General features: G+C 43.2%; 12 protein-coding genes and 2 tRNA genes. 4 read left to right on the plus strand and 10 right to left on the minus strand.

From position 1 onward, the window contains the following. Positions 1-191: 191 nt before the first annotated feature. The 4 genes from HMPREF0106_RS17795 to HMPREF0106_RS17780 form a co-directional block, all read right to left on the minus strand. Positions 192-263 (minus strand) — tRNA-Glu (locus HMPREF0106_RS17795). A 67-nt stretch (positions 264-330) separates the two neighbouring features. Beyond that, positions 331-417 (minus strand) — tRNA-Ser (locus HMPREF0106_RS17790). A 430-nt stretch (positions 418-847) separates the two neighbouring features. Beyond that, on the minus strand, positions 848-2275 hold the full coding sequence (locus HMPREF0106_RS17785; RefSeq protein ID WP_009039393.1) for a hypothetical protein: 1428 nt from the start codon (positions 2273-2275) through the stop codon (positions 848-850). Next, a complete protein-coding gene (locus tag HMPREF0106_RS17780; RefSeq protein WP_009039394.1) occupies positions 2250-3824 on the minus strand; it encodes an AAA family ATPase in 1575 nt (524 codons plus the stop codon). The genes HMPREF0106_RS17785 and HMPREF0106_RS17780 overlap by 26 nt, the downstream gene beginning before the upstream one ends. 213 nt (positions 3825-4037) lie before the next feature. Here HMPREF0106_RS17780 and HMPREF0106_RS17775 point away from each other — a divergent pair, with 213 nt between their 5' ends. The 3 genes from HMPREF0106_RS17775 to HMPREF0106_RS17765 all read left to right on the plus strand — a co-directional run bounded on the left by HMPREF0106_RS17775 (position 4038) and on the right by HMPREF0106_RS17765 (position 8580). Further along, a complete protein-coding gene (locus HMPREF0106_RS17775) occupies positions 4038-4484 on the plus strand; it encodes a hypothetical protein (protein ID WP_008644218.1) in 447 nt (148 codons plus the stop codon). A gap of 371 nt (positions 4485-4855) precedes the next feature. After that, the gene (locus HMPREF0106_RS17770) at positions 4856-6520 is read left to right on the plus strand and encodes a putative transporter (protein ID WP_008019318.1); all 1665 of its coding nucleotides are present in this window, start codon (positions 4856-4858) and stop codon (positions 6518-6520) included. A 65-nt stretch (positions 6521-6585) separates the two neighbouring features. Next, positions 6586-8580 carry a fructose-bisphosphatase class III gene (locus tag HMPREF0106_RS17765; RefSeq protein WP_004316337.1) on the plus strand — a complete coding sequence of 665 codons (1995 nt, stop codon included), beginning with the start codon at positions 6586-6588 and terminating at the stop codon, positions 8578-8580. 120 nt (positions 8581-8700) lie between these two features. Here the strand turns inward: HMPREF0106_RS17765 and HMPREF0106_RS17760 are convergent, their stop codons facing one another. From HMPREF0106_RS17760 to HMPREF0106_RS17735, 6 genes are all read right to left on the minus strand, one after another. Continuing rightward, positions 8701-9147 carry a GNAT family N-acetyltransferase gene (locus HMPREF0106_RS17760; RefSeq protein WP_008644227.1) on the minus strand — a complete coding sequence of 149 codons (447 nt, stop codon included), beginning with the start codon at positions 9145-9147 and terminating at the stop codon, positions 8701-8703. A gap of 25 nt (positions 9148-9172) precedes the next feature. Beyond that, a complete protein-coding gene (locus tag HMPREF0106_RS17755) occupies positions 9173-10321 on the minus strand; it encodes an LA_2272 family surface repeat-containing protein (protein ID WP_009039396.1) in 1149 nt (382 codons plus the stop codon). Between the two features lie 54 nt (positions 10322-10375). After that, positions 10376-12034 carry an AMP-binding protein gene (locus tag HMPREF0106_RS17750; protein WP_008022073.1) on the minus strand — a complete coding sequence of 553 codons (1659 nt, stop codon included), beginning with the start codon at positions 12032-12034 and terminating at the stop codon, positions 10376-10378. Positions 12035-12454: 420 nt separating this feature from the next. Further along, the gene (locus tag HMPREF0106_RS17745; RefSeq protein WP_004316340.1) at positions 12455-13525 is read right to left on the minus strand and encodes a GDP-L-fucose synthase family protein; all 1071 of its coding nucleotides are present in this window, start codon (positions 13523-13525) and stop codon (positions 12455-12457) included. 106 nt (positions 13526-13631) lie between these two features. Continuing rightward, a complete protein-coding gene (gene gmd, locus HMPREF0106_RS17740) occupies positions 13632-14702 on the minus strand; it encodes a GDP-mannose 4,6-dehydratase (RefSeq protein WP_004316341.1) in 1071 nt (356 codons plus the stop codon). An 84-nt stretch (positions 14703-14786) separates the two neighbouring features. Next, positions 14787-15965, minus strand: coding sequence for a dicarboxylate/amino acid:cation symporter (locus HMPREF0106_RS17735; RefSeq protein ID WP_009039397.1), 1179 nt, complete (start codon positions 15963-15965; stop codon positions 14787-14789). 109 nt (positions 15966-16074) lie between these two features. Between HMPREF0106_RS17735 and gnd the strand changes: the two genes are divergently transcribed. Next, a complete protein-coding gene (gene gnd, locus HMPREF0106_RS17730) occupies positions 16075-17550 on the plus strand; it encodes a decarboxylating NADP(+)-dependent phosphogluconate dehydrogenase (protein WP_008644232.1) in 1476 nt (491 codons plus the stop codon). The last annotated feature ends 250 nt before the right edge of the window (positions 17551-17800 follow it).

The following is a 17800-nucleotide window of genomic DNA, read 5'->3' on the forward strand; positions in this document are numbered from 1 at the left end:
TTCCTCTTTTTCTTTATAGGTAGGTACATTAATGGGATAGCACGATAATAATTCAAGATGAATATTTGCATTAAATTTGCATTTTTCTTTTGAAAATACTTCTTTATAACGCCTAAAAACGATACTTTGATATAGATATAGGGCAATAAAAAAGCCTCTTACTTGCTAGTAAGAGGCTGATAATCAGATAGTAGTGGGTACGAGAATCGAACTCGTATTACATGCGTGAGAGGCATGTGTCCTAACCGTTAGACGAACCCACCGGAGTTTGATAGATTAAAAAGAGCCAAGTCTTTAAAACTTAGCTCTTTTTTATATTGAGATTTTTTGCGGAAGCTGGGGGATTCGAACCCCCGGTACCCTTACGAGTACGTCAGTTTAGCAAACTGGTGGTTTCAGCCACTCACCCAAACTTCCTTGAACCCGCATTCTCTCTCAAATGCGGTGCAAATATAGGGGGAACTTTTGGACTACGCAAATCTTTTAGCAAGATTTTTTTTACCTGTTTTTTGTAAAATGAGATAACCTGCTATGTTTCAAATGTTAAACGGAAGAATTTTTTTTTCGAAAGCTTTTAATTTTTATCGATGGAATGGGAACTTGAAACATATTGACGCTATCCGCTTATTATAGTGACGGTATCTTCATGGGATAGGGTAAACATCAGGATGGGATAGTGACGGTATATTTGACGTAAGAAAAGGACATAAAAAAAGGCTATCTATCCCAGACAGCCAATCTTTTTGTTAACCTTAAATCTAATACTATGAAAAACACAGTACAAATATACGGACTTCTGTCAACTTTGCAAATAAAACAAGAAAAAAGAGATGTTTTATAACATTGATTAAATATTTGATTCCTCAATTCTATTTTTATTAAGACTTTCGGCGTTTTGAATGCTATATTCCCAATATTTATCACATAATTTCAGATAGCTGGTCTCGGCACTCTTGCCACCTAAAGAAATAGCGTACATCTTTGTCTGTTTCGCTTTTGCGTGTTCGATGGTCCGGGATAGTAGTTGATCGACAGGACGCATCTCAAAGTCCGATACGGTGATAATGTCCGCTTCCATATATCCTTCTTCGCTGATCTTTCGCAAAGCATGTGTGATAACAGGTTCCATATCGGTTCCGCCATGAAAGGATTGGCATAAGAAATCGACCAGGCGATCGAAACTGCTGCCTAAGTCTGTGATTTCAATGCACTCGATATCATCGGAAAACAGGATGACGTAACATTTTCGGTGTTGCACTTCCGTCAGTTCGGCAATGGCAAGTAGGGTGGATTTCGCGATTCTTTCCCGTTCGCCTGCCATGGAACCGGAAGTGTCCAGACAAACAATGAAAGGGCTTTCGGCTTCTTCGGAAACTTCGTTCCCTATTGTTTTCTTGTCGTTGATGGTTTGCTTTTCGTGTGATTGATAGTCGATGACTTGCAATCTCTTCTCAATGAAACGCTCAAAGAAAATGGGTTGCAGGCTTTTTTCGGCCAGATAACAATATTCCAAGGGAAGAAGGCTGTTTAAGTCGTTTCCTTCGCAAATACCTGCAATATCACTTCGGGTGGCATGAGATATAATTTGTTCCCGATGAATACCGGCAGTCATTTTGAAACGTTTCCGGCTGCTTTGGTGTTTCTTGCCCAAGATTTCTACCAGTTCACGGATAACGGGATTTCGTTTGATCGTTTCTTCGTATTCTAAAATTTGTTCTGCTATCTGTTTATGGTTGCGGAGTAACCAGACGAGGCGTGAGCCGCCACGTACCGGAAGATTTTTGGCAAGTGATAGCTGAAGACGGTAAAAATCATCACAAAGCCGCTCGATATGTTCCATCTGATAGTTGAACTCGTTGTTCGAGAGCAGTGTGTGCCATTTGTCGAAGAAGAGAGTTCGCAACGCTTTCCATTCTTTAGAGCGCGGGCTGATTGCGTCAAAACGCTGGAGGTAGTATTTTACGTTGAGGTCTACCAGGTGATATTTCATTGAGAACGGGTAGGCGCTGTTTTTCAGGAATTGGAGAAACTTGGTGTCTGATGCTTCATCCATTTCATGAAAGTATTCCCATTGCGACGCGTAGTGGGAGTAGAAATCTTGCAGGGAGGGTTGCGTGTGACGAAAATACCGGTGAATATCCGCATCCAGTTCTTCGGGACGGATAATCAGGTTGTGCAGTTGTTCGTCATACACATCGTAGGCTATTCCCTGCAATTTTTCGTAATAAATGTCTTGCAGGTGTTTGAGCCTAATACTCTCTGTTCTCTTGTTCATGGGCATGAGCGATGATGCGGAGTTCGTTCCGGTAATTCTCTATGATATGTGCAGTCTCTCCTAAAATTCGTTTGATCTTGCTTTTTTGCGATGAGCTTAAGAAGAGATGCTCTTTTGTATATGCTGTTTCCCGCTCGGAGATTGTTTTATATTCCACTTCCATTTGATGCAGCAAGTCGATCACTTCCTGCAATGTAAATTCGAACGGAGTGTTGCCATCCTGTTGTGCAGGCAAAGGATCACAATTGTCATAACATAGTAACGGATATTCCTGATTGTTGACGAAAACAGACCGTCTTCCTTTTCGGAGGGAATAGATATTCTTTTGCGCGATATTTCTGTTCCTTACAAAATCGTAGGCTTTCAGGATTTTGTTGACCGGACGGAATTTATCTTGTTGGATATAAAACAACCGGTTGCTGTCTTTCTTCAAAGACTGGTAATCGGAAGCAAAAATGAGTAGATTTCCGGCAATGTGATAACCTTCTATGCGATGATAGAAGGTGTCTACGACCTGGATTCCCGGATCGCTAAGTTCACGCAGGCTGTGTTCGGACTTCATGTTTTCTTTCAGTGTGTCCAATTTTTGTTCCAGCCGTTTTTCTCCTAACAGATAGGTGTTGATGCCTCGTGCTATCGACTGTTCTACAATCTCTTCTATAATGGGGAGCTGCGAAATTTCATCCCATAGGCAGGCGCTCATCAACAGGCAGTCGGAGAAATGAATTCCCGGAGATTCATTCAGATAGGCTGATGTGCGGAGCAGACCTACTATTTTCTTCCAGCGGCGGTCGGATACATAGATGGGAGGGGTGTTTTCATCCCGTCCTGTATTATATTGTTCAATTTCTCGTTTGATATTGTGAATCAGCTCGAAGATGGTATAGTGAATGCCTACTTTTTCGCTTTCAGCTTGTATCTGATTGTATAATTCATCGTTTACTTGGAGTTTTTCCGGGATTTCAGGTTCTATCTTCCGCGTAGAAGAAATCATCTGATCGAACGCATATTCCTGTTCGATACATCCGACAAACTGACGGATCAGGAAACGGTCGTATAAAGCTTCCAGTCCTTCACCTTTTGCCGGCAGTTCGTTGGAAGCGGCAATTAATGCTTTCAGGGGTACACGCACTGTAAATTGTCCGTTGCGGTATATCTTTTCATTGATTACCGTCAAAAGGGAATTTTGGATAGCAGGGCCGGCTTTCCATATTTCATCCAGAAAGACGATTGATGCTGTCGGCAGGTATCCTTTTGTGATGCGTTCGTACGTATCTTCATCCTTCAATTTTGAAATGGAGACGGGGCCGAATATTTCGTCCGGTGTACTGAAGCGGGACATCAGATACTCAAAAGCATCTGCGTCTTTAAATGCCAGTTTGAGCCTGCGTGCTACCAAACTTTTAGCTACTCCCGGAGGGCCCAGCAGAAAGATACTTTCCCCTGCCATGGCGGATAGCAGAGACAGTGCGATGGTATGCTCTTTTTCGAATACTCCCTCATTGAGAGACTTCAATAATTGGGTGATATGTGATTTGATAGACTTCATGTGACGGATAATTTCATGTGTTGTTAGCAAGAGGCAAAGATACAAGAATTCTTTGAAATAGACTTCGCCGGAGGGATTTACTCCTAGATTTAGGCAATTTCCTCCTGATAAGTAGGAGTTTTCAGTTTCATGGGGAAAATTCATTCTCTACTTTTGTTCTATCGAAAGATAAATGATATATAATAATTAGAGAACCATTAAAAATAAAGGAATATGAAAACGAGCACATTTAAATACTTCGGTTTGGCGTTGATGGCTATATTGATGGTAAGTTTTACCTCTTGCGAAGTGGAAATAGACAGTTTCTATGATGATGATAATAATGGTGCAGGGTACTATAACCGTTCGGCTGATTTATGTAGCCGTACCTGGGTTAGTTTCTACCGCGACATGGACGGTAACTATTGCCGTCAGGAACTGGATTTCTTTTTAGACCGTACCGGAATCGACTATATACGGGTGGAATATCCTAATGGAACAGTCGATCAATATGAATATAATTTCCGTTGGAGTTGGGAAAATTATGCACAGACTTCCATTCGTATGTCATACGGACCGAATGATGTTTCATACCTGGATGATGTATATATCGGTGGAAACAGATTGAGCGGTTATCTGGACGGACGAAATAACTTTGTGGAGTTTCAAGGGAAAAGATGAGACGTGAAACAAGATGAAGCGTAAAGCAGGAAGAAACGCGAAGCAGGAAGAAATAAGAAAAGGTTAAGAAATTAGGAGAGATAAAGAAATTAGAAAAAGATAAAGAAATAGGTAAGCGTAAAGGAAGAAACAGGTAAAAAAGCATCGTTGGAAGGATAACAAGATGCGGGTAAAAAGAGAAAGGATAAGATTGTTAAGATAGAAATATAATAGGTATTAAGAACAAAATAACAGGTAACAGTGTAAAAGGGTAATCAATAAGATTTCAGGATATATGAATCAGGGTATAATTAGGGCGCGAAATGAAAGCTTAAAAGTTTTGAACCGGACTAAATAGTTTTTATCTTTGCGCCCTATTAGTTTTTATATACATGGAGTGGTTATATAGTCTATTTATCGAACATTCTGCCTTACAGGCTGTTGTGGTACTTTCACTGATTTCTGCCATTGGTTTGGGCTTGGGAAGAGTGCATTTCTGGGGAGTTTCCCTGGGAGTCACTTTTGTTTTTTTTGCGGGTATCCTGGCCGGCCATCTCGGGCTTTCGGTCGATCCGCAGATGTTAAACTACGCAGAAAGTTTCGGACTGGTCATTTTCGTTTATTCCCTCGGGCTACAAGTCGGTCCCGGTTTTTTTAGCTCTTTCCGTAAAGGTGGGGTAACGCTGAATATGTTGGCGTTGGGAGTCGTTCTGCTGGGAACGTTGTTGACGGTGGTGGCTAGTTATGCAACGGGTGTCTCTCTTCCTGATATGGTGGGCATCCTTTGTGGAGCAACGACAAACACTCCGGCATTGGGAGCTGCGCAACAAACTCTGAAACAGATGGGAATAAACAGCAGTACGCCTGCTTTAGGATGTGCGGTGGCCTATCCGATGGGAGTAGTCGGCGTAATTCTTGCTGTTTTATTAATCCGTAAAGTATTGGTCCGCAAAGAAGACTTGGAGATAAAAGAGAAAGACGATGCGAACAAAACTTATATTGCAGCGTTTCAAGTACACAATCCTGCTATTTTCAATAAAAGTATCAAGGATATAGCTCGTATGAGTTACCCGAAGTTTGTCATATCCCGTTTGTGGCGTGACGGACATGTCAGTATTCCGACTTCAGACAAGATTCTGAAAGAAGGCGACCGTCTGCTGGTGGTAACTGCGGAAAAAGACGCTTTGGCCCTGACAGTGCTTTTTGGTGAACAGGAAAATACGGATTGGAATAAAGAGGACATTGACTGGAATGCGATTGACAGCGAATTGATCTCGCAGCGTATCGTTGTCACCCGTCCCGAACTGAATGGTAAGAAACTCGGTGCACTCCGGTTGAGAAACCATTACGGTATTAACATCAGCCGTGTTTACCGGTCGGGGGTGCAACTGCTTGCTACTCCGGGATTGATACTTCAGTTGGGCGACCGCCTGACAGTAGTGGGCGAGGCTGCTGCTATCCAGAATGTGGAGAAAGTATTGGGAAATGCCGTGAAAAGCCTGAAAGAACCCAATCTGGTTGTTATATTTATCGGTATCGTGCTTGGTTTGGCACTGGGGGCTATTCCTTTCTCTTTTCCGGGTGTCAGTACTCCTGTGAAGTTGGGATTAGCGGGCGGACCGATCATTGTCGGTATCCTTCTGGGTACTTTTGGACCACGGATACACATGATTACCTATACCACCCGTAGCGCGAACCTGATGTTGCGTGCCTTGGGACTTTCCATGTACCTTGCCTGTCTGGGGCTGGATGCGGGAGCTCACTTTTTCGATACCGTATTCCGTCCGGAAGGCTTATTATGGATTGGTTTGGGAGCCGGATTGACTATCATTCCAACAGTGTTGGTTGGATTCGTGGCCTTCAAGATGATGAAGATCGATTTCGGTTCTGTATCCGGTATGTTGTGCGGAAGTATGGCAAATCCGATGGCACTGAACTATGTAAACGATACAATCCCCGGCGACAACCCATCCGTAGCCTATGCGACTGTTTATCCGCTATGTATGTTCCTGCGGGTAATTATCGCCCAAGTGTTGTTGATGTTCTTGTTAAATTGAGAATGGTACATTGCTGAATCGTAATTAGTAACTAGTAAATTGTAAATAGTAAAATAGTAAATAAAATGACTGCTCAAAGTAACATAACTCCTGAAAGCATTGTGGGAGATCTCCGTTACCTGCAACTGCTTTCCCGAAGTTTTCCTACGATTGCCGATGCTAGTACGGAAATAATCAATCTGGAGGCTATCTTAAATCTACCTAAAGGGACAGAGCATTTCCTGACTGACATTCATGGAGAATACGAGGCTTTTCAGCACGTACTGAAAAATGCTTCAGGTGCGGTAAAACGTAAAGTAAATGAAATATTCGGCAACACTCTCCGCGAGGCTGAAAAGAAAGAAATCTGCACGTTGATTTACTATCCCGAAGAGAAACTTCAATTAGTGAAAGCCCGTGAAAAGGACCTGGATGATTGGTATCTGATTACCCTGAACCAACTGGTGAAGGTCTGTCAGAATGTATCTTCCAAATATACCCGTTCGAAGGTTCGTAAATCGCTGCCTGCCGAGTTCTCTTATATTATTCAGGAATTATTGCACGAATCTTCCATCGAGCCGAACAAGCATGCCTATATCAATGTAATTATCAGCACGATTATCACTACCAAGCGTGCCGACGATTTCATTATCGCTATGTGCAATCTGATTCAGCGTCTGACTATTGACTCTCTTCATATCGTAGGCGATATTTACGACCGTGGTCCTGGCGCGCATATCATCATGGATACGTTGTGCAATTACCATAACTTCGATATTCAATGGGGAAATCATGATATTCTCTGGATGGGAGCAGCTTCCGGTAACGATAGTTGTATTGCCAACGTGATACGTATGTCCATGCGCTACGGCAACCTGGGCACGCTTGAAGACGGATACGGAATCAATCTGCTTCCATTGGCTACTTTTGCAATGGATACGTATGCCGATGATCCTTGCACCATCTTCATGCCGAAGATGAATTTTGCCGACGCTCATTATAATGAGAAGACTCTGCGCTTGATAACTCAAATGCATAAAGCCATTACCATTATCCAGTTTAAGCTGGAAGCCGAAATCATCGACCGTCGTCCGGAGTTCGGGATGACCAACCGTAAACTGCTGGAAAAGATTGATTTTGAGCGTGGCATCTTTGTATACGAAGGAAAAGAATATGCTTTGCGCGATACCAACTTCCCGACCGTAGATCCTGCCGATCCTTACCGGTTGACGGAAGAAGAACGCGAATTGGTAGAAAAGATTCATTATTCATTTATGAATAGTGAAAAGCTGAAGAAACACATGCGTTGCCTGTTTACCTATGGCGGAATGTATCTGGTTTCAAATTCAAATCTTCTTTATCACGCTTCTGTCCCTCTGAATGAGGATGGCAGCTTTAAGCATGTCAAAATACGTGGTAAGGAGTATTGGGGACGTAAATTGCTGGATAAAGCCGATCAACTGATTCGTACTGCGTACTTCGATGAAGAAGGGGAGGAGGATAAGGAATTTGCTATGGATTACATTTGGTATATGTGGTGTGGTCCGGAAGCTCCCTTGTTCGATAAGGATAAGATGGCAACCTTTGAGCGTTATTTCGTAGAAGATAAAGAATTGCATAAAGAGAAGAAAGGTTATTATTATACATTGCGTAACCGGGAAGATGTCTGCGATCAAATTTTGGCAGAGTTTGGAGCTTCCGGTCCTCATTCGCATATCATCAACGGTCATGTGCCTGTGAAAACGATTCAGGGAGAACAGCCAATGAAAGCCAATGGCAAGCTTTTCGTTATTGATGGCGGATTCTCAAAAGCTTATCAGCCGGAAACGGGAATTGCGGGATATACGCTTGTTTATCACTCTCATGGTATGCAGCTTGTGCAGCACGAGCCGTTCCAGTCTCGTCAGAAAGCTATTGAAGAGGGGCTTGATATCAAATCTACCAACTTTGTCTTGGAATTCAATTCGCAACGGATGATGGTGAAAGATACCGATAAAGGAAAAGAACTGGTGACTCAAATACAGGATTTGAAGAAATTGCTCGTTGCTTATCGTACTGGTTTGATTAAAGAAAAGGTATAATAGATAAAAGTGAACTGCACTCCTAAAAGTTAGATACAAAACTTTAGGAGTGCAGTTCAACTATAATAAGGGGAGATTTTCTTTTTAGGGACCATTCGAGTGCCCCTTTTTTATTACAAATCAATGGCCATTATATTCCATACTATACATATCATAACCTTTGGCCCAATAGTCTTTTCTTATTTCTTTCAATGTAAATCCCTGTTTTTCGTAGAATTTATAAGCTAATTGTGAAGTTCTAACAGTTATTTTTTGAATACCATTAATAGACTTTATTTTTTCAATTCTATATTTTAGTAATTGTGCTCCTAGTGATTTACCTTGGTGCTGGGGATGTATGATATCCCAACTTATTTTTCCAGTGGTTTTGTCATCTGTGAAGTTTATTCCACCACATCCGACAATCTCCTTGTTAAGCAAAAGAACAAAATACAGCTCACGTTCACTATCCAGATAATTGCTGAAATCAGCTTCTTCTTCCAGTGCAAAATATTCAGGTGTGTTCTGTCTGATTAAATCTATTACGGCATTTTTGTCTGTTTCCCGGTATTCTCTAATTACAGTCATGTACATCTCACGTTAATTGGTAAGTTTAGAAAAGAACAATACCCGCTTCGATAATAGCTCCCTTATCGTAATTGCTCGATTTATTATAGAATCTGGTTAATCCATATCCACCTGTTGCAAAGATGCCGAACTTCCTGGTAAATTGATATTCCAGATTTGCACGTGCCTGCAGTGCGTACAGGCGTTTCGGGATGACCTCATCTTTGTTGTCAAAAGCCTCGATATGCTGGTATCCGAGGTCTCCGCTGATGGATAACCCTTTGTAAAGGGGGAAAGACAGACCGGCACGATAGGATGCGCTGGCCGAAAACTTATCATTCAATCCCTGATACATGGAACCCACTCCCAATATGGTATAAAACAACTGGTTCTTGAACCGTACCCCGATATTGGCAGGCGTTGCGTTTCCACCGTATACCATCATTTGCACTTTTGTGTCAGGATTTGCATTCACTAAACCAAGTTGGAAACCTTTCATATCTTCTTTGTAGTAATTGACAAGACCAATTTGAAGTCCGCGCGCTTTCGTTGCGTAGTTGCATAATGCTACTTGCACTCCATTCAGCTTTGATGCGGTTATATTGGCAATTCCTGCTATCTGCAAACCGTTCATGTGTTCGCCTACTACATTTAAAAGTCCCGAAGCCATCAAACCACCGAAGCTCTGTCCGGTGATATTTGCTACTCCGGAAAAGTGTAAGCCCGAAGCCATATTGCCCGTCACATTCATGAAACCACTAATCATTAATCCCGAGTTGTTGTCTCCTCCGATGCTCGTTAGCCCGGATATGACTACTCCCTGTGCTTTGTCGCCGGTGATATTTACCAATCCGGCAGCAGAAAGCCCTACGGTGTTATCGCCGCTGATATTACTGATACCAGCCAGCTGAACGCCTCGCATAGTACCCCCTGCCAAGTTGGCTAATCCGGTGATTTGTACTCCGTTCATGTCACCATGAACCACGCTTCCCAATGCGTTGATACCCACACCGTTCAGACGGTTCATGGTAGACAGGAGGCCGATGTTTACATAGGTCGTCTGTGTACTGTCATGCGGTTGCGTGCATATATCTTTCCAGATGGATATATTGATCCCTGCACTCTTGTTCTGTGCCGGTAAAGAAACGGCAGCCATTAGTATAGCTGCCGTAAGTATTGTTTTCTTTATCTTCATTCCTTTCTCTTTTTCGGTTTAAGTTATATCTTTCTCTATGCAGCTGACAATCTATCAGCCTTTTGCTTCCTGATACAAATAACGCTTGATGCTCTTCTTCGGTGTCTTTTCAAATTCTTCCGGATAGATTTTCATCTTGGATATCTGGCTGTATGCCGGTAGCATGGTGTTCAGTGTCACGCGGTTTTCTTCCATTACTTGTTCGATGTCTTCAGTCTTCAGGCCGTGGGCGAACGCATCGTCAAAGTCGGGATAAACAAGTCCGACAAGTTTCTCGTTTTGCTGAACGATAATGCTTTCAGCCACGTATGGCAGGTTGTTCAACTTATCTTCAATTTCTTCCGGATAGATATTCTGTCCGCTGGAGCTCAATAACAGGTTCTTGCTTCGTCCTTTGATTGTAACATTACCTTCTTCATCCATCAAAGCTAAGTCGCCGGTATGCAACCAACCGTCCTTGTCGATGACTTCTTGAGTGGCTTCTTCGTTTTTGTAATAGCCCAGCATCACATTCGGGCCCTTACATACGATTTCACCAACAATATTTTCGGGATCAGATGACAATACCCGTACATCCATCCGTGGCACAGCCTTTCCGCAAGAACCCGGTTTGAACTTTCTCCAATCTTCGTAGCAGATAATCGGGCCACATTCCGTCATTCCATATCCAACCGTATAAGGGAAATCAATCATTTTCAAGAACTGTTCCACTTCTTGATTGAACGCTGCACCTCCTACGATGACTGCCTTGAAGTTTCCGCCAAATGCTTTAATCATCTCTTCGCGCACTGTTGCCTTTATCTTGTCATTGATAATAGGCACTTTCAGCAATATCTTCATCGCCGGAGTTTCTAACTTCGGAAGCACGCTTTTCTTGATTATCTTTTCGATGATGAGTGGTACGGCAACAATCAGACTGGGTTTCACTTCTTCAAAAGCCTGGAAGATAATCTTAGGGCTTGGCATACGGGTGAGGAAGTAGATGTGGCAACCTACGGAGAACTCATAAAGGAATTCAAAAGCCAATCCGTACATGTGTGCCATAGGAAGCATGGAAACGATTTTATCTCCGGCTTCCAGTTCCAACACTTCAAAAGCAAATTTGGTATTCGACCACAGACTGCGGTAGGGGAGCATTACTCCTTTGGAATAACTCGTTGTTCCCGAAGTATAATTGATAACTGCCAGTTCTTCCGGTTCGTCTTTGTGATAAGCGACATGCTCTTTACGGAAATTCTTCGGATATTTTTTGCCGAACATTTCGTTCAGATGTTCGCGTGCATACGTGAGTCGTTCGCTGCGTGACACTAATAGGGTAAAGTCGTTCATCATCAGGATACCTTCCAATAGCGGCATTGCCGACTCGTTCAGGTTTTCCCATACCATATCTCCTACAAGCAGTAATTTAGCTTCGGAGTGGTTGACGATATTATGTACGTTATCTGCTTTAAATTCATGGAGAATAGGTACAATAACGGCTCCATACGTCAGTGTGGCAAGGAAAGTAACTCCCCAGTGAGAGCTGTTTCTTCCACAAACGGCAATCTTGTCTCCCTTGCGGATTCCGCTTTCTTCAAAGATGATATGGAGTTTCTCGATTTTGCGAGCTACGTCTTTATACTGTAAAGTTGCACCTTTATAATCGGTCAGGGCATCCAAATCCCAATTATTCTTGATGCTATTCTCAATATAGGCTATAAAACTTTGTTCCATTGTTTTTGCACATTTGGTATTAAATTGTGCAAATATAGCAATTATATTAAGAATGAAGAATTAAGAGTGAAGAATTTTTGGAAATGGGGGAGAGAGTAGTGGGGGAATTTGTGTGGCGATACGTTATAAATACAATGGATGAGGCTTATAATTGAATAAATGGTGTTTATGGTTGGATAAATGATGCTTAGTTGGATGAAGGCTTATCACAAAAGGGATTAACTTATAATATAAAGATTGACTCGTAGTATAAAAAAGATTATGCTCATAGCTCAACAGATTATGCTTATAGCTAATTGGATTATCATTATAGCAAAACTGATTATCATTATAGCTAATTTAATTATCATTATAGCTAAAAAAAATATGCTATTAGCAAAAAACATTCAGCTAATAGCATATTTACAGTAACTTCATTTCTTATTTCAAGTACCATTCGTACATTCTTTGTACGCCTTCCTCGATTTCAATTTTGTGGTGCCAGCCCAGTGCATGCAGTTTTGAAGGATCGGTTAGCTTGCGCATTGTACCGTCCGGTTTGCTGCTGTCGAAGGTCAGTTTACCTTGATAACCTACTGTTTCAACGATCCGTTCGGCCAATTGGCGGATGGTGATTTCCTTACCGGTTCCGATGTTGATATGGCAGTTGCGGATATCTTTGCTACCTTCTTTATAGGTATCTTTAAAGTCCACATGCTCCATAACGAAGACACTGGCATCCGCCATTTCTTCGCTCCAGAGGAATTCGCGAAGAGGAGTACCCGTACCCCAGAGAGTGACCTCTGTTTCGCTGATTCCGTATTTTTTCAGAATAGCCAGAATATCTTCTTTCGAGCTGTCGCCGTTGACACCTTCCACCGGACGCTGGTTCATATCCTTGCGTACAGCTTCCCAGTTTCCTTCTTTCAGACAGTGTGCCAAATGAATCTTGCGAATCATGGCAGGCAATACATGGCTGCGTTCCAAATCGAAATTATCATTCGGGCCGTAAAGGTTTGTCGGCATCACGGCGATGTAGTTCGTTCCATATTGCAGATTGAAGCTCTCGCACATTTTCAGTCCGGCAATTTTGGCGATTGCATACGGCTCGTTGGTATATTCCAACGGTGAAGTAAGCAATACATCTTCTTTCATCGGCTGTTCGGCATCGCGTGGATAAATACACGTACTACCGAGGAAGAGCAACTTTTTCACGTTGTGACGGAAACTCTCTCCGATAATGTTCTGTTGAATCTGCAGATTCTTGTATATAAAGTCGGCACGGTAGATGCTGTTCGCCATGATACCACCCACAAAGGCAGCGGCAAGGAATACATATTCCGGCTGTTCTTCATCGAAGAATTTACGGACAGCCATTCCATCCAGCAGGTCAAGCTCTTTGTGCGTGCGGCCTATCAGATTGGTGTATCCTTTATCCTGCAAATTCTTCCAGATAGCAGATCCCACAAGTCCGCGGTGTCCTGCTATATATATCTTTGCATTCTTTTCCATTCTATCTTTTATTAGTTCACCACAGATTAACACAGATTTCCACAGAATTTTTTTATATCTATAATCTGTGGAAATCTGTGTTAATCTGTGGTGAAATGAAATTCATTTAATGTTTGGTAGCAATCATCCGCTTCACCTTTTCCATATCGTGGCGCACCATGATACTTACCAGTTCTTCGAATGATGTTTTGCATGGATCCCATCCTAACAATGTTTTTGCTTTAGTCGGGTCACCCAGCAGTTGTTCCACCTCTGACGGACGGAAATATTTAGGATCAACCTCTACCAAAGACTTTCCGGTAGCTACGTCGATACCTTTCTCATTCACGCCTTCACCTTCCCAACGAAGTTCGATGCCTGCTTCCTTGAATGCCAACGTTGCGAATTCGCGTACTGTGTGCATTTCTCCGGTAGCAATTACGAAATCTTCGGGAACGTCATGTTGCAGGATCAGCCACATACATTCGATGTAATCCTTGGCATATCCCCAGTCGCGACGTGCATCCAGATTACCCAGATACAGTTTGTCCTGTTCGCCCTGTGCGATACGTGCGGCAGCAAGCGAAATTTTACGGGTAACGAATGTCTCGCCACGGCGTTCGCTCTCGTGATTGAACAAGATTCCGTTTACGGCAAACATACCATAGCTTTCGCGGTAGTTTTTAGTAATCCAGAAACCATATTGTTTGGCTACCCCATATGGAGAACGGGGATAGAATGGAGTTGTCTCTTTTTGTGGAACTTCCTGCACTTTACCGAACAATTCGGAAGTAGAAGCCTGATAGATGCGGGTTTTCTTTTCCAGTCCCAGGATGCGTACCGCTTCGAGCATACGCAACGTACCGATAGCATCCGCTTCGGCTGTGTATTCCGGGACGTCGAATGAAACCTTCACGTGGCTTTGAGCAGCGAGATTGTAGATTTCATCCGGTTGCACCTGTTGAATAATACGAATTAACGAACTAGAATCTGTCATATCCCCATAATGCAGATTGATCGTACGTTTCTGTTTCATGTCGCGCACCCACTCGTCAAAATACAAATGTTCAATACGTCCTGTATTGAACGAAGAAGAACGACGGAGTATACCGTGTACTTCGTAACCTTTTTGCAATAGAAATTCGGCAAGATAAGAACCATCCTGCCCGGTGATGCCTGAAATTAGGGCTTTTTTCATACGCTATTATTTAATATAATTGAAAATGTGGGTGCAAATGTCGGCATTTTTTGTGAGCCAGCCAAGCTACTACCCAATTATTTTTCAGCACAGTCTTTCAGCACGGTTTTTCCCCATTATTTTGTCGATAATCAAAGCGATAGCTCCGTCGCCCGTCACGTTGCAGGCTGTGCCGAAACTGTCCATTGCGATGTAAAGCGCAATCATCAAAGCCTGTGCCGATTCGTCGAAGCCGAGCATGGATTGAAGAATTCCCAGAGAGGCCATGATAGCTCCGCCCGGAACTCCCGGAGCGGCTATCATTGTGATGCCCAGCATAAAGATAAATCCGGCAAACAAGGGGAAGTCGAACGGTATTCCTTGCATCATCATCAATGCCAGTGCGCAGGCTACGATTTTCAGTGTGCTGCCCGACAGATGAATGGTGGCGCAGAGCGGAATCACGAAACCGGCCACTTCGGCAGATACCCCGTTCTTTTTGGTCTGTTCCAGCGTTACAGGGATGGTGGCTGCCGAAGACTGTGTGCCCAATGCCGTGAAGTAAGCCGGCAGCATTTTATTAAGTAATTTAAACGGGTTTTTGTGTACAAACAATGCCGCGATGGAATACTGAAAAACTAACAGGAAGATGTGAAGAGCAAAGATGACTCCGATAATTTTAATAAACACCATCAGGATGGAATATACTTGTCCCGAATGTGTCATGTTGAGGAATATGCCAAAGATATAAAGCGGCAGCAAAGGCAGAATGACTGCGCTAATCATTCGTACGATAATTTCCTGAAAATCACGTGCCACGTTTTTTAATGCGTCGCTGTTCAGTGACGCCAGTCCCAAGCCCAAGGTGAAGGCTAATACCAAGGCCGTCATGACGTTCATCAGCGGTGGGATGGAGACGGAGAAGTAGGGGAGGATTCCTTGTGCTTCGCTCACTTCTTCAAGCGGCGCTCCCGGTTCGATGAGTGACGGAAACACGGTGACTCCTGTGAAGTAGGAGAGGAATCCCGAAAACAGGGTGGCGAAATAAGCAATCAGAGCCGTCACGAGCAGCATTTTTCCTGCACCTTTTCCGATGTCGGCAATAGCCACCGTTACCAGTCCGACGATAATCAGCGGGATAGAGAAATTGAGAAACTCGCTGAAAATGCCGTTGAAAGTAACGAATATTCGCACTAGCGGAGCCGGGAAAAAAGTGCCGATGGCAATACCCAAAATGATGGCAATTACGATGCGTGCCAACAAACCGATTTTGATCTTCTTCATCCTTGATTTTATTTGTAGACCACAAAAATAATATTTTAATCTAAAATATTGCGAACAAATGTGCATTTCAACTGTTACTAAGATACAGAATATTCAAAATATATAAGTTATGGCAAATCAGAATAAGACAGATATCGGACTTATCGGCTTGGCTGTGATGGGCGAGAATCTTGCTTTAAACATGGAGAGTAAGGGGTGGCATGTATCGGTATATAACCGTACAGTTCCCGGAGTAGAGGAAGGAGTGGTAGATCGCTTTATGAATGGTCGTGCAAAAGGTAAAAACATCGAAGGATTCACAGATATAAAAGCATTTGTAGATTCGATAGCTATTCCCCGTAAGATAATGATGATGGTTCGTGCCGGAAGTCCGGTTGACGAATTGATGGATCAGCTGTTCCCGTTGCTTTCACCGGGAGACATTCTTATTGATGGTGGTAACTCCAATTACGAAGATACCAACCGCCGCGTCAAACTGGCGGAGTCGAAAGGATTTCTCTTCGTCGGTAGCGGAGTGTCCGGCGGTGAAGAAGGAGCCTTGAATGGAGCTTCTATCATGCCCGGCGGTTCGGAGAAAGCATGGCCGGAAGTGAAACCGATCCTTCAAAGCATTGCGGCAAAAGCACCGGACGGCACTCCCTGTTGCCAATGGGTAGGCCCTGCCGGATCGGGTCATTTTGTGAAGATGATTCACAACGGTATCGAATATGGTGATATGCAGCTGATCGCCGAAGCCTATTGGGTGATGAAAAAGTTGCTGGATCTGACCAATGAGGAAATGGCTGATGTCTTTGCCCGTTGGAACGAAGGCAAACTACGCAGCTACCTGATTGAAATCACCGCCAACATCCTGCGGCATAAAGACAAATCCGGAGGGTATCTGATTGATAAAATCTTGGATGCGGCCGGACAGAAAGGTACCGGCAAATGGTCGGTCATCAACGCTATGGAACTCGGCATGCCGTTGGGATTGATTGCCACAGCGGTATTCGAACGAAGCCTTTCTGCACAGAAAGACTTGCGTCATCTGGCTTCCAGACAATATCAGTGTCAACATACACAACCTATATATAATAAGGTGGAACTCGTAAAGAATATATTTTCTGCTCTTTATGCTTCCAAACTCGTCTCTTATGCTCAAGGATTCGCCGTGTTGCAACGTGCTTCCGACGCTTTCGACTGGCATCTCGACCTGGCTTCCATTGCCCGCATGTGGCGTGGGGGATGCATCATCCGCAGTATATTCCTGAACGACATTGCTGCCGCCTTCGAAGCCACCGACAAGCCTAAACACTTGTTGTTGGCTCCTTATTTTAAAGAAGAAATGAAAACGCTGCTTCCCGGATGGAAAAACCTGGTGGCGGAAGCCATGAAAGAAGAACTTCCTGTTCCTGCTTTCTCTTCTGCGCTGAACTATTTCTATTCGCTCACATCTGCCGATCTGCCCGCCAATCTTGTGCAGGCACAACGCGATTATTTCGGTGCGCACACTTTCGAGCGCAAAGACGAGTTGCGTGGACAGTTCTTCCACGAGAACTGGACAGGTCACGGAGGAGATACGAAATCGGGTACATATAATGTTTAAATAGAAAACAGTTTTGAAATGATAAATGGGAATTTGAAATGATAAATGGGAATTTAGCGGTTTAATGGGAATTTATCGGTTAAATGAGAATTTATCGGTTAAATGGGAATTTTGCAGTTAGGCTGAAAGCCTTACAATTATATATTTATTGGGGTGCCCTGAAAGGGCTTAATTATATAGCGTAGGGCAACGCCCTACGAAAAAAACACACCAGCCACAAGCCCTGAAAGGGCGGAACTGTATACAATTA

Origin of the sequence: Bacteroides sp. D22, assembly GCF_000163675.1 — a bacterium.
GTDB lineage: Bacteria > Bacteroidota > Bacteroidia > Bacteroidales > Bacteroidaceae > Bacteroides > Bacteroides xylanisolvens.